This window comes from Paenibacillus beijingensis (genome assembly GCF_000961095.1).
GTDB classification, from domain to species: domain Bacteria; phylum Bacillota; class Bacilli; order Paenibacillales; family Paenibacillaceae; genus Paenibacillus_O; species Paenibacillus_O beijingensis.
This window is the reverse complement of the sequence record NZ_CP011058.1, coordinates 2,756,015-2,769,103: the sequence shown is the minus strand read 5'-3', so window position 1 is coordinate 2,769,103 and position 13,089 is coordinate 2,756,015. Positions and strand designations below refer to the sequence as shown.

The window sequence follows — 13,089 nt, the reverse complement described above, 5'->3', positions numbered from 1 at the left end:
ACCTCCAAATGACTATCTCGTCTCGCGATGAGGAGTATGTTCGTTGCAATACTTGCAGAACTTTCTCATCTCGATGCGGTCGGGGTGATTGCGTTTGTTCTTGCTGTTCGTATAGTTTCTTTGTTTGCAGTTTGTGCAAGCCAGCGTAATAATAACCCGCATTGAAGTACACCTCCCGAACTGCTTACTGTAAATCTATATGTCGAATCGTAAAACGACTCAAGACCTGAGAGCAAAGATGTGGCGTATATTTAGGTCACCTGAACACTTTATCACAAGGCATTTTCAGTGTCAATGAAAAGATTAGACGGATTTCGGGAGGATACCGGCTGCTTCAAACGCAAAAAAGCCGGCTGCGCGGCTGTCGGAGGCTTTGAACAACGGTCTCTCTATTGATTGTTGCCAGATATTCGCAAAATCAAACCTTTCGACTGCCGGTCCATCCGACAAGCCGGAACCGTTCCCTTCTTGCAAAAGCTAGAACGCCGCAGGCGCAAAAGCGAGAATGAAGGACCGGTCGTTCACCCAACAAAAAAAGACTCGCGTCCGAGCCTTCTCTTTCGATCCGGTCTTAAGCCCTCTCCCGCTCCTAAGAGCAAGAGGACGGCGCCCGGCTCGGCCGTATTCACTAGCTGCTTACATTGCGAACTTCCAAATATTTCTCAAGTTTGCGCTTTACCCGCTGCAAGGCGTTATCGATTGACTTCACATGCCGATCCAAATCGACGGCTATTTCCTGATAAGAACGTCCGTCCAAATAAAGCATCAGTACTTTGCGCTCCAGATCGCTGAGGATCTCCGACATTTTGTCTTCCAGCCCGATAAACTCTTCCTGATTGATAATCAACTCTTCCGGATCCGATACGCGCGTGCCGCAGATCACGTCCATCAGCGTCCGGTCGGAATCCTCGTCATAAATCGGCTTGTCCAGCGATACGTAGGAGTTGAGCGGAATATGTTTCTGGCGGGTTGCGGTCTTAATGGCGGTAATGATTTGGCGGGTGATGCACAGTTCGGCGAAAGCTTTGAACGAAGCCAGCTTGTCCCCTTTGAAGTCACGAATCGACTTGTAAAGACCGATCATGCCTTCCTGTACGATATCTTCGCGATCGGCGCCGATCAAGAAATAAGAACGGGCCTTCGCCCGCACAAAATTCCGGTATTTATTAATCAGATATTCCAGCGCCTCGCCATCGCCATCCCGTACCGCTTCCACAACGTCTTCGTCCGCTCGGCACTCATACTCGTACATGCTCCATTCTTTGAGGTCGATGCTCACGAACTATCCCTCCGGCCTGCAAGGCGTGCACTGCTTTTAATAGAATGATAATACCAACATCCGCTTGTCCCTTGTTCGGTTGAATTCATCCGCTTGGAAGTGACCAACCCGAAATATAGAATCAGTATACAGGATGGCACTTTGAACCGTCAACCGATCGCAGCGACAATATTCGGATTTTCTAGCAAAAATGGGCTGCTGAACACTTGTTCCCGTTATGTTCCCGTTATGTTAGTTCACACCCTTTATTTTCCACGGCGCATTCGCTCCAGCAGCGTGCGCAGCTCCAGGCTCAGCTTGCTGTCGAGCGTGTTGCGCTCAGCCGGCTTGTCATGCCGCAACGATTCATCTATCATTTTGCGGTTCTGCCTAATTTCGAGCAGGAGCTCCCGGGCCGACAAGCGCAGCGCGCCCTTGCCGAAGGCCACATGCTGCTCGACCAGGTCGGAGGTCGCCACATAAATATTCCGGCGCCGGGCCGACAGCTTGGAGACGAGCCGCTCGATGCACTCGTCCGCCGTTTCTTTCTCCTTCGTGAACACAACGTTTAATTGATGCTGCTTGTACGTCGCTCCGAGCCCCGGCACCTGATGCGCGTCGAAAATGACGTACACCTTCATGCCGGTAAATCCCTGGTAATCGGCCAGCATATCGAGCAGCCTGTCTCGGGCTTCCTCGAGACCTTTATCTTTCAGCCGCTCCAGCTCCGGCCAGGCGCCGATGATGTTGTAGCCGTCCACCAGCAGCACATCGCCCTGCCGGCTCATCGGCTCAGCCGCCCCGCCGCTGGCGGACGACTTCGTACATCAGCACTCCGGCCGCCACCGAAGCGTTTAAGGAGTTCAGCTTGCCGAGCATCGGAAGCTTCACGAGAAAATCGCATTTTTCACGGATCAGCCGTCCCATGCCTTTGCTCTCATTGCCGATTACAAGCCCAAGCGGAAGATCGAAGCCGGTCTTGTACACGTCCTGTTCCGCCGCGACGTCCGCTCCGGCGATCCAAACCCCATCCTCTTTCAACGCTTCGATCGTCTGCGCCAAATTCGTTACGCGCGCCACCGGCACATGTTCGGCCGCTCCCGCCGACGTCTTCCAGACCGTCTGGGTAAGACCCGCCGAGCGTCGCTTCGGAATAATGACGCCATGCACGCCCGTACATTCCGCGGTACGCAGAATCGAACCGAGATTGTGCGGGTCCTCGATTTCGTCCAGCAGCAGCAAGAACGGCGTCTCGCCCTTGTCCTTGGCCCGCTGCAGCAGATCTTCAACCTCCGCATAGCGGTAAGCCGCCGCCTGTGCGACAACGCCCTGATGCGGCACGCCTGCCGACATGGCGTCCAGCTTCCGCTTGTCCACCGTCTGCACGACGATGCCCAGTTTTTTCGCTTCCGCCATAATCGGCGTCATCGCCTGCTTCTGCGCGCCTTCGCTGATCCAGATTTTGTTCAGCTCGCGTCCGGAACGGAGCGCTTCCAGAACCGGGTGTTTGCCTGCAATCCATTCCTGCTGCGCCTCTTCGTTCTCATGTCCGTTATGTTGCCCCTTGGCCATCACCTTTCTCCTTTCCGCTATTGCCTCCGTCTTCCCCGAAAGCGACCGCCATCAGCTCGCGCAGCCTGTCGCTGCGTCCCATGTAATATAAATAACCGACCAGACATTCTAGCGCCGTCGCCTGCCGGTAATCGGCGGGATCGGCATTTTTCGGCGCCGATCCCGACTTGGCGTTGCGTCCCCGCCGGACCATATCCGCCTCTTCTTCGGTCAGCAGCGGCGCCCACCGCTGCAGCAGCGCGCACTGGGCCTTCGCCGAAACATATTGCGTCGCCTCCCGGTGGAGATGGTTCGACTTATGGTTCGGCTTCGATATCAAATATTGGCGGACAAGCAGTTCGAACACCGCGTCCCCGGCGTAAGCCAGAACGACGGGATTCATCAGTCCCGGCGCCTTGGCCGGTTCGTGGTGAAGCAGCTCAGGCTGCGACCTTTCGATCATTTGCGGCGCCACCGGATTCCTTGCGGCGTATCTTCCAGCACAATGCCCTGCTCCGCGAGCGTATCGCGGATTTCGTCGGCGCGCGCCCAGTTCTTCGCTTTGCGCGCCTGCGTCCGCTCCTCAATGAGCCGGTCGATCTCCTCGTCCAGCAGACCCGCGCCTTCCTCCTGCGCCGGCAGCAGACCGAGCACCTCATCCATCGCCAGCAGCAAATCGAGCAGTGAATGGACGGCCTGCGCCGATACGACCGGACGCTGCAAATACAAGTTCGCTTCGGCAACGGTGTCGAATACCGCCGTAATGGCATCGGGGGTGTTGAAATCGTCGTCCATCTTCGCGATGAACTGCTGCGCCAGCGCATCAAGCTTCGCATCCAGTTCCGCTTCGCCGGTTTTCCGGACGGCCCGGAGTCCCTTCTCTGCAGGAGCGGGCTCCTCCGCTGCGATGGCGGCGTCCAGGCAGTCCGAAGTTCCAAGCGCCGCCAGACGGTGCTCCAGATTGGAACGGCAGTTGGCGATGCGCTCCACGCTATTCTCCGCCTGCGCGATCGTATCGTCGCTGAAGTTGAGCGGGCTGCGGTAATGCGCCGAGAGCATGAAATAGCGGATCGCCGCCGGTTTGATCGCCTTCAGCAGATCATGCACGATAACGCCGTTACCGAGCGATTTCGACATTTTCTCATTGTTGATATTAATGAAACCGTTATGCATCCAGTAGCGGGCAAGCGGTTCTCCGGTCAATGATTCCGACTGCGCGATTTCGCATTCGTGATGCGGAAACTGCAAATCGTGTCCGCCGCCGTGAATATCGAGCGTATCGCCCAAATATTTGCGCGCCATCGCCGAGCATTCGATATGCCAGCCCGGGCGTCCCTGCCCCCATGGGCTGTCCCAATAAATTTCTCCCGGCTTCGCCCCTTTCCAGAGGACGAAGTCCTGCGGGTTCTCCTTCCGGTCGCCCACCTCGATGCGGATGCCGAACTGCAGCTCCTCCATGTTCTGGTGGGACAGCTTGCCGTAACCGGGAAACTTGAGTGTGCGGAAGTAGACGTCCCCTTCGCTCTCATAGGCAAGCCCTTTGTCGACAAGCCCCTGCACGAATGCGATAATTTCGTCGATATTGCCCGTCACGCGCGGATTGAGCGTCGCCTTGCGCACGCCAAGACCCGCAATGTCTTCGTTGAAGGCGGCGATAAACCGCTCCGCCACTTCCGGCACGGTCGTGCCGAGCTGTTCCGCCTTGCGGATGAGCTTATCGTCCACATCGGTAAAATTGACGATGTAATTCACTTCGTAGCCGACCGCTTCCAAATACCGCCGAACGACGTCGAAAAAGATGACCGGCCGCGCATTGCCGATATGAATATAGTCGTAAACGGTCGGACCGCACACATACATGTTGACTTTGCCCGGCTCCATCGGCTCAAACGTTTCTTTGGAGCGGCTCATCGTATTGTAAATTTCAAGACTCATTCTCTAACCTTCGCCTCCACCTACCGGCATTTTCTCCGGTTCTTGCGCCGCCGGCTGCTCCGCTTCTTTGTTCAGGCGGGCCACCTCGGCCTTTAACTGATTGATTTCATCCTGCATACTGCGAAACATTTCGATTACGGGGTCGGGCAGCTTCGTGTGGTCCAGACGGTCCCCGACCCGCTCGCCGTTGCGTTTGACGATCCGTCCGGGATTGCCGACGACCGTACTGCTCTCCGGCACCTCTCGCAGGACGACCGCGTTGGAGCCGATATTGGAATTATCGCCCACGCGGAACGATCCCAATACTTTCGCGCCCGAACCGATGACGACGTTATTGCCGATCGTCGGATGCCGCTTGCCCTTCTCCTTGCCCGTTCCGCCCAAGGTAACACCTTGGTAAATGACGACATCGTCGCCGATCTCGCACGTTTCGCCGATGACGACGCCCATCCCGTGGTCGATGAACAGCCGGTTGCCGATCACCGCTCCGGGATGAATTTCGATGCCGGTCATAAAACGGCTGATTTGCGAGATGATTCGGGCAGCCGTATACCATCTCTTCACGAACAAATAGTGGGCGATCCGGTGGGCCCATATCGCGTGCAGCCCCGAATAAGTGAATACGACTTCAAATATGCTTCTGGCGGCCGGATCGTTTTCGAATACCGCCTTGATATCCGATCGGATATGGCGAAACATCTTCTCATCCCCTTCGGCCCGCGTCAAGCGCACATCCCCTTGAAGCCAACGAAAAAAGCCTCCGCAGCTTCGATAGCTGCAGAGGCGTGCTTTGGCGCGGTTCCACTCTGCTTAGGATCCCGTCAGAGCCAGCCGTCATGCCAGTCGCGAGTCAAGTTCATCCTCCCGCGACAGGCAGGCTGCCCCATTCGGACAATCCTGTCTTTAGCCGCCGTTAACGCCGGCGCTGACGTTGCCGCCTACCCCCGCTGATCTTTCGTAAAGCGCGCAGCAATTGCCGCAGCCATTCGCTTGCCGAAAGAGTGGCGGGCTCGGAGCAAAGCTCCCAGGTGCACGGTCCGCAGCCGGAATGGACAACTCGCAGCCGCCCTTCCTTGCCGCACCCGAATAATCGGACGCGGGATCGTCATGACGGTTGTCCTCTCTGATATCCCGGTATTAACGGACTTCTCCTGTTCCAAGCCTGTGACCGTTGATCTTGTTAAGTATCAGTATAACCCATTGCCGAAAAAGTGCAAGATGTCAAATGAAGCGCCTGCAAAGCCCTGATCCGGCTGCTCGTCCACCCCTAAGGCTGCCGGCAGCTTTCCCGCTCCCTGCCCGCTTTGTTACTTCTGCAGGCGCCCGCTCAACCGCGCGGTCACTTTGTCCCGTCCGAGCAGCGCAATCGTGCGGTTCAAATCGGGGCCGTGCGTCTGCCCGGTCAGCGCGGCGCGGATCGGCATAAACAGCTGCTTGCCCTTAAAGCCGGTCTCCTTCTGCACCGCTTTGATCAGCGCTTTGATTTCATCCGGTCCGAACGCGCCCGGCTCCAGCGATCCGATCGCCTTGAGCAGCGAATCCAGTACCTGCGGCACCTGTTCTTCCGCAAGCACCTCCTTCGCCTCGGCTTCGTCCTCAACCGCGCCGGCGAAAAACAATTCCGTCAGCGGAACGATTTCCGCCGCCCAGCGCAGCTTCTCCTGGTAGAGCGATATGAGATCGGTTACCCACTCCCGCCCTGCGGCATCCAGCTCCTGCGGAACGCGTCCGGCTGTCTGCAGCTGCGGCAGACACATGTCGACGAGACGGTTCAGATCCATTTTTTTCATATATTCGTTATTCATCCAGCTGAGCTTGTTCGTATCGAATACGGCCGGGCTTTTGCTGAGACGGGACGCGTTGAACACTTCGATCAGTTCCTCGCGGGTGAACATTTCCTGCTCGCCTTCCGGCGACCACCCGAGCAGCGCGATGAAGTTGAACAGCGCCTCCGGCAAATAGCCGAGGTCGTCATACTGCTCGATGAACTGGATGATTGATTCGTCGCGCTTGCTCAGCTTTTTGCGGTTTTCGTTCACGATAAGCGTCATATGGCCGAAACGCGGCGGCTCCCAGCCGAGCGCTTCATAAATCATGAGCTGGCGGGGCGTATTGGAAATATGGTCCTCTCCGCGCAGCACATGAGTAATCTTCATCAAGTAATCGTCGATGACGACAGCGAAATTGTAGGTCGGAATGCCGTCTCTTTTGACGATGACGAAATCGCCCGTTCCTTCCGTATCGATGCTGATGCTGCCTTTGACCAGGTCATCGAACGTATACGTGCGTCCTTCCGGCACCCTGAAACGGATGCTCGGCACGCGTCCTTCCGCTTCAAACGCCTTGATCTGCTCCCCGGTCAAATTCCGGTGCGCACCGGAATAGCGCGGCGTTTCGCCGCGGGCAAGCTGCTCCTCGCGCTCGCGCTCCAGCTCCTCCTCCGTGCAGTAGCAGCGGTAGGCCAGGCCTTTATCGAGCAGCTCCTGCCAATATTCGCGGTAAATGTCGAGCCGCTCCGTCTGGCGGTAAGGACCGTAGCCGCCGCCGATGTCGATGCTTTCATCCCAGTCGATGCCGAGCCATTTCAGATAGGACAGCTGATTTTCCTCTCCGCCGGCCACATTCCGTTTCACGTCCGTATCCTCGATCCGGATAATAAATTTGCCGCCCTGATTGCGGGCGAACAAATAGTTGAACAGCGCCGTTCTCGCATTGCCGATATGCAGATGCCCGGTTGGCGACGGCGCGTAACGCACCCTTACTTCCTGAGACATAGCCGAATCCCCCTCCAGCTTCAGCGAAGCGAAGACGCTTCGGAAGCATTGATCGTTTCCTGTTTCCCTCGTATGAATGATTCTAAGATGATAGCATATCCTTCACCAGACAGACAACCGATTGCGCCGCAATTCCTTCGCCCCGCCCGGTGAATCCGAGCTGCTCCGTCGTCGTCGCTTTGACGTTTACCGCCGACATGTCGGCTTCCAGCGCGCGCGCAATGATTTCCGCCATTTGCGGAATGTAAGGGGCCATCTTGGGCCGCTGCGCAATGATGGTGGAATCGACATTGCCCAGCTTGTAGCCTCGCTGCTTCGCAAGCTCCCATACCCGCTCGAGCAGCTTCAGGCTGTCCGCATCTTTGAACGAAGGATCGGTATCGGGAAAGTGCTTGCCGATATCCCCGAGACCAAGCGCCCCCAAAATGGCGTCGGATATCGCATGCAGCAGCACATCCGCATCGGAGTGCCCGAGCAGCCCTTTCTCGTACGGGATGGTGACCCCGCCGATGATGCACGGCCGGCCCTCCACGAGCTGATGCACGTCAAAGCCTTGTCCAATCCGAATCATAAATCGTCTCCTCCCGCAAGTTGCCGCCGCTGATTCAGTAAAAATTCCGCATAAGGAAGGTCGTCCGGCGTCGTAATTTTTATATTCGTATATTCCCCCTGCGCCACCGCCACCGGCACGCCAAGCCGCTCTACGACCGAAGCGTCGTCGGTTCCGACATACTCATCCGCCTCCGCCCGCTTATGCGCTTCCAGCAGCAGCGCACGCCGAAAAGCTTGCGGCGTTTGGATCGCCCACAAGCTCCGACGGTCAGGCGTCGACACAATGATGCCGTCGCTTCCGACCTGCTTGATCGTATCTTTAACCGGGACGGCCAGCACAGCGCCGCCGGTCTCTTCCGCTTTTGCGCAGCAGGCACGCACCGCTTCCGGCGTAACGAAAGGGCGCACGCCATCATGGACAAGCGCCCATTGGGTTCCAAGCGCATCCAGCCCGCACCGCACCGAATGCTGCCGCTCGCTGCCGCCTGCCAGCACAGCGCTTACTTTGCTGAGCCCGTAGCGTTCCGCCAGATCCCGGCACCGCTGCACATCGCCGGAGCCGGTCACGAGCGCAATCTCGGCAATTTCATCCATCTCCTGGAACACCTGAAGCGTATGAATCAAGATCGGCATGCCCGCCAGCTGCAAAAACTGCTTGCTCTCGGCGGTACCCATCCTGCTGCCCCGTCCTGCCGCTACGATGACCGCGCCCCAGCGTCCTTGCACGCCTGCGCCCGCTTCGCGGCACGCGCCGCCGCGGTCCGCCGCATTCGCGCCGCGCGGCGCGGTTTCCCCAGACTCTATGTTCATGTTAAGCAACCCGCCCCGCTGTAACGTCCGTATGCGCCGGGCCTATCCGGCGGTATGTAAATGCCCCGCTGCCCGGATTCATACAAGCAGTTACTATCATACCTCGTTACAGCGCTTTTTCCAACAGTTTCGGCTTGGCAAAGATCATCCGGCCCGCGGACGTCTGCAGCACACTCGTCACCAGCACTTCCATCGTCATGCCGATATAATCGCGCCCGCCTTCGACGACGATCATCGTCCCGTCATCGAGATAAGCGACTCCCTGCCCGTGCTCCTTGCCGTCCTTGATCACCTGTACGATAATTTCTTCGCCCGGGAGCACGACCGGCTTCACCGCATTGGCCAGGTCGTTAATATTCAGAACGGACACGCCTTGCAGCTCGCACACCTTGTTCAGATTGAAGTCGTTGGTCAGCACTTTGCCGCGCAGCACTTTGGCCAGCTTCACGAGCTTGCTGTCCACCTCGCCGATTTCCTCGAAGTCGCCTTCGTAGATGAGCACCTTCACATCGAGCTCTTTTTGGATTTTGTTTAAAATGTCCAGTCCGCGCCGTCCGCGGTTGCGCTTAAGCAAATCCGACGAATCGGCGATATGCTGCAGCTCTTCCAGCACAAATTCGGGAATGACAAGCGTTCCCTCGATAAACCCGGTTTTGCAAATATCCGCGATGCGGCCGTCGATAATGACGCTGGTGTCCATAATTTTATGCTCTTCGAAGTTCACCGGCTCCGCCTGCGGTTCCGGTTCCTGACGCTTTTGCAGCAGCGACGCAACGCCGGCTTCCAGCTCTTCCTTTTTGCGGAGCCCGACATTAAGGCCCAGCAGTCCGAGCGTGAACGTCACCACGACGGGCAGCAGCGCGCCGACCCCTTTCAAATCCGGGAGCGCCGGATAGAGCAGCGCCGACAGCGCCAATCCCATCGTCAGCCCCGCCGCTCCGGACAGCAGGTCCGCGGTCGGCAGCTCCGCCGTCCGTCTCGCGCCTTCGCCGATCCAGCCGATGATCCGCCCGGAAAAAGCCGCCATCAGCATGTAGCCTCCCAATGCGCCGATCGCCACATACGTGTAATAGCCGTAGGAGCTGGTCATAATGCCGTAAGCCGCCAGATTGGCCGAGCCGCCGCCAAACCAGCCGTAAGCCTGGGAACCGGCTATACCGCCAAATAGGATACCGATAAGTTGTAAAATACGTTTTACCATTTCCTTCACCTCCATTAGCAATTATGGTCATATCTGCCGGAGGCTAACCGTCCGCGGATCGACATTTTTATTCAGCTAAGAAAAACCGCCAGGGAATTCACCCTGACGCGGCTTACGAACCGAGTTATCGTTATTTGTGCATATTGAACCTCTTCCAAGCTCTAACGAATCGTAGCGTAACTATTCTATTCCTATTGACTCGGTTAGGTTGTTTTTTGCTGAAATAATGATTGTAGGGTTCGTTACCGCTCAAGAAGTCTAATATTCCTGAAATAACGGTTTTACGATTCTTTAAGCCAGTTTCATAAATCGTTCGCTGACGTTCATTGCTCGAAGACTCCCCCTACGTCAGAGGTTGAGCAAAAACCTATGGCCATAACAAAAACGCCGTCCCACTTATGGAAGAGATGGGCAAGCATACATTTCGAGGAAAGAAGCCCCTGCTTTCCCTTGCCCTAGTTGGCCAGGGGCGCGGCATGAAGGGTTTCTCAGAATCGGAAAAGTTTTTTGAAATCATTTACTGCCAGGCTTATAATAGAACCAGTGGCAAATTGACGAAAGAGGTGGAACTGATGAGCGCCCCAACGCTAAACCAATTTCAGCAGCAGGTTTCGGAATTGCTGCTCCGACATCGAAGTGTGCTTGACGTGCTGTCCAAATACGGCCAGACCGGAGCTTCCGTCAACCGCGCGGTCGCCAAGGCGGTAACCGAATGCGGTTGTATCGAAGTCAATGCCCGCAAACAGCAATACTCGGAAGACCCCGAGCTCGAAGATGCCAAGGCGTTGCTGGAAACGCATATGGAAGGACACGTATGCGAGCATTGCCGCGACGTGCTCAAAGCCGAGCTTGGACGCAATCTGTTCTACATGTCTGCGCTTTGCAATCTGCTGGAAATCAACCTTGACGAAGTTGTCGCGAAAGAATCAGACAAATGCTCGACGCTTGGTCTGTTTAATTTGACTTAAGACGTACCGGCGTTATAGCGGCATGCAAATAATTGAAAAAGGCTGCACCTTCAAGTTTGACGCTTGAAGGTGCAGCCTTTTTGTTTCGCGAAGTCTGCCTGCAGCCGCCCGTTACACCGAGCGCTTCGGCTGCACGGTATCGTCCGGCAGCTGAGACGCCCGGCGCTTGCGGCGCAGTCTTCTCATTGGCACACTAACGTTTTTTTTTAGGCCGTACAGCGCATAAAGCAGCAGCGGCACAAAAATAATTTTGGACAAATGGTTCGGGAACAAAATGCCGAGCACAACGGCCAGCGCCACAATGCAGGGGATAACCCAAATGGCCCCTTTCGGAATGCCGAGCTTTTTGAAGTTCGGGTATTTCACCGTACTTACCATCAGAAACGAAAGCGCAAGCGTACTGGCCAGCAAAATCCACGGATGGATATCTCTTTGAAACAAAGCCAGCGTAGCGAGTACGCCGCCTGCAGCCGGAATCGGAAGCCCGACGAAATATCCGGGAATGCCGGAAATGACGTTGAACCGCGCCAGCCGCAGCGCCCCGCAGATCGGAAAAATTGCCGTTACGATCCAGGCCGCAGCCGAATTCATATCCTGAAATGCGACCACGTACATAATAAAGGCCGGCGCCACTCCGAATGAAATGACGTCCGACAGCGAATCAAGCTCCTTGCCGAACTCGCTTTGCGCATTAAGCGCTCGCGCGACGCGGCCGTCCACTCCGTCCAGCAGCATGGCGATAATGACCATCATGGCCGCATAATCCGGTTTATCGTTAAACACCAATATGATGGCGATAATCCCCAAAAACAGATTACCTACCGTAAACAGACTCGGTATGGATTTTGTAAACATCGCGATCACCTCATCTCATCTGTGCCCTTAAATGCAGCAGGCGTTCCGGCAACGCCCAATTCCATATACATCCAGCCGTCCGATCACATTAACCAATTCTATGGGATTCATATTTGCCTGTCAATGAACATTTGTTCCTGAATCCGCTTCAAGCCTTCCTTAATCGCCCGTGCCCGAACCTCTCCTATCCCATCCACATCATCCAGCTCTTCAATCGTCGCCATGACGATGTGCGGCAGATGGCCGAACCGTTCGACCAGATTGTTCATGATGACGATCGGCAAACGGGGGATACGATACATTAACCGGTACCCGCGCGGAGAAACCGCTTCTTCGGCGATTGCCGCACCTTGCGGGTAACCGAGCAGCCGGATAATTTGCGTCCGGTCAAGGAGATCGTCGTTGCTCAATTTTTTCAGCGAACCCCGGATTTCACGGATTTTCTCGTCATTGTTGTCGCGAACGTAATCTTTAAGCAGGAACCATGCATCCTCTTCAACGCCGACGATCAGTTCCTCCAGCTGCATGCTGATCAGGCGCCCTTCCGTTCCCAGCTCATTGACATAACGCTTAATCTCCATCTTGATGCGAAGCACCATCTCCACCCGGTGGATGACATGGGCCACCTCCTGCAGCGTAACGAGCTCCTCGAATTCCAGCGCCGACAAATTGGTGAATGCCTGCTTCAGCACCGCTTTATACTTCTCAAGCGTTTGGATGGCCAGGTTTGCTTTTGTCAAAATGACACCCATATCTTTGAGCGAATAGCGCAAATTGCCCTGGTACAGCGTAATCACGTTGCGCCGTTGCGAGATGGACACGACCAGCTTGCCCGTCTGCTTGGCAACCCGTTCCGCCGTCCGGTGACGGATTCCCGTCTCGATCGACGTAATGGAACTGTCTGGAATAAGCTGCGTATTGGCGTACAGAATGCGGCGCATGTCCTCGCTTAATATAATGGCCCCATCCATCTTGGCCAATTCATATAAATAGTTGGGTGAAAAATCGCAATTGATCGAAAATCCGCCGTCCACCACTTCCATCACTTCGGGACTGTAACCGACGACGATCAGCGCCCCCGTCTTGGCCCGAAGCACATTTTCCAGCCCTTCCCGGAATGCGGTTCCCGGCGCAACGAGCGGCAGCAGCTGGTTCATTGTTTCCTGCTCTCTCTGTTCCTTCATC

General features: G+C 56.0%; 14 protein-coding genes. 1 reads left to right on the top strand and 13 read right to left on the bottom strand.

What is annotated here, in order from left to right:
- Window positions 1-12: 12 nt before the first annotated feature.
- The 11 genes from rpmG to VN24_RS12510 all read right to left on the bottom strand — a co-directional run bounded on the left by rpmG (window position 13) and on the right by VN24_RS12510 (window position 10,081).
- Entirely contained in the window at window positions 13-162 is a 150-nt protein-coding gene (gene rpmG / locus VN24_RS12560; protein WP_045670688.1) for a 50S ribosomal protein L33, read from the bottom strand.
- A 466-nt stretch (window positions 163-628) separates the two neighbouring features.
- Window positions 629-1,279, bottom strand: a complete 651-nt coding sequence (gene sigH, locus VN24_RS12555; RefSeq protein WP_045670687.1) for an RNA polymerase sporulation sigma factor SigH — start codon at window positions 1,277-1,279, stop codon at window positions 629-631.
- Window positions 1,280-1,524: 245 nt separating this feature from the next.
- Entirely contained in the window at window positions 1,525-2,046 is a 522-nt protein-coding gene (locus VN24_RS12550) for an NYN domain-containing protein (RefSeq protein ID WP_045670686.1), read from the bottom strand.
- Between the two features lie 4 nt (window positions 2,047-2,050).
- Window positions 2,051-2,830, bottom strand: a complete 780-nt coding sequence (gene rlmB, locus VN24_RS12545; protein WP_045670685.1) for a 23S rRNA (guanosine(2251)-2'-O)-methyltransferase RlmB — start codon at window positions 2,828-2,830, stop codon at window positions 2,051-2,053.
- Entirely contained in the window at window positions 2,811-3,272 is a 462-nt protein-coding gene (locus VN24_RS12540; protein WP_045670684.1) for a Mini-ribonuclease 3, read from the bottom strand. The genes rlmB and VN24_RS12540 overlap by 20 nt, the downstream gene beginning before the upstream one ends.
- Complete coding sequence (cysS, locus tag VN24_RS12535) at window positions 3,269-4,744, bottom strand: cysteine--tRNA ligase (RefSeq protein ID WP_045670683.1); 1,476 nt, start codon at window positions 4,742-4,744, stop codon at window positions 3,269-3,271. The genes VN24_RS12540 and cysS overlap by 4 nt, the downstream gene beginning before the upstream one ends.
- A 3-nt stretch (window positions 4,745-4,747) precedes the next feature.
- Window positions 4,748-5,443: a serine O-acetyltransferase gene (cysE, locus tag VN24_RS12530; protein WP_045673243.1), complete on the bottom strand. Its 696-nt coding sequence runs from the start codon at window positions 5,441-5,443 to the stop codon at window positions 4,748-4,750.
- A 608-nt stretch (window positions 5,444-6,051) separates the two neighbouring features.
- Entirely contained in the window at window positions 6,052-7,518 is a 1,467-nt protein-coding gene (gene gltX, locus VN24_RS12525) for a glutamate--tRNA ligase (protein WP_045670682.1), read from the bottom strand.
- 82 nt (window positions 7,519-7,600) lie between these two features.
- Window positions 7,601-8,089, bottom strand: a complete 489-nt coding sequence (gene ispF / locus VN24_RS12520; RefSeq protein WP_045670681.1) for a 2-C-methyl-D-erythritol 2,4-cyclodiphosphate synthase — start codon at window positions 8,087-8,089, stop codon at window positions 7,601-7,603.
- Complete coding sequence (ispD, locus tag VN24_RS12515; protein ID WP_193790129.1) at window positions 8,086-8,796, bottom strand: 2-C-methyl-D-erythritol 4-phosphate cytidylyltransferase; 711 nt, start codon at window positions 8,794-8,796, stop codon at window positions 8,086-8,088. The genes ispF and ispD overlap by 4 nt, the downstream gene beginning before the upstream one ends.
- 190 nt (window positions 8,797-8,986) lie before the next feature.
- Entirely contained in the window at window positions 8,987-10,081 is a 1,095-nt protein-coding gene (locus VN24_RS12510; RefSeq protein ID WP_045670680.1) for a PIN/TRAM domain-containing protein, read from the bottom strand.
- A 572-nt stretch (window positions 10,082-10,653) separates the two neighbouring features.
- On the opposite strand from VN24_RS12510, the gene VN24_RS12505 reads away from it, so the two are divergent.
- Window positions 10,654-11,049 (top strand): nucleoside triphosphate pyrophosphohydrolase family protein, encoded by a 396-nt coding sequence (locus VN24_RS12505; protein ID WP_045673241.1) that lies wholly within the window; start codon window positions 10,654-10,656, stop codon window positions 11,047-11,049.
- A gap of 111 nt (window positions 11,050-11,160) precedes the next feature.
- Here the strand turns inward: VN24_RS12505 and pssA are convergent, their stop codons facing one another.
- Together pssA and disA are read right to left on the bottom strand one after the other, a co-directional pair.
- Window positions 11,161-11,904: a CDP-diacylglycerol--serine O-phosphatidyltransferase gene (gene pssA / locus VN24_RS12500; RefSeq protein ID WP_045670679.1), complete on the bottom strand. Its 744-nt coding sequence runs from the start codon at window positions 11,902-11,904 to the stop codon at window positions 11,161-11,163.
- Window positions 11,905-12,011: 107 nt separating this feature from the next.
- On the bottom strand, window positions 12,012-13,088 hold the full coding sequence (gene disA / locus VN24_RS12495; protein ID WP_045670678.1) for a DNA integrity scanning diadenylate cyclase DisA: 1,077 nt from the start codon (window positions 13,086-13,088) through the stop codon (window positions 12,012-12,014).
- Window position 13,089 lies beyond the last annotated feature (1 nt).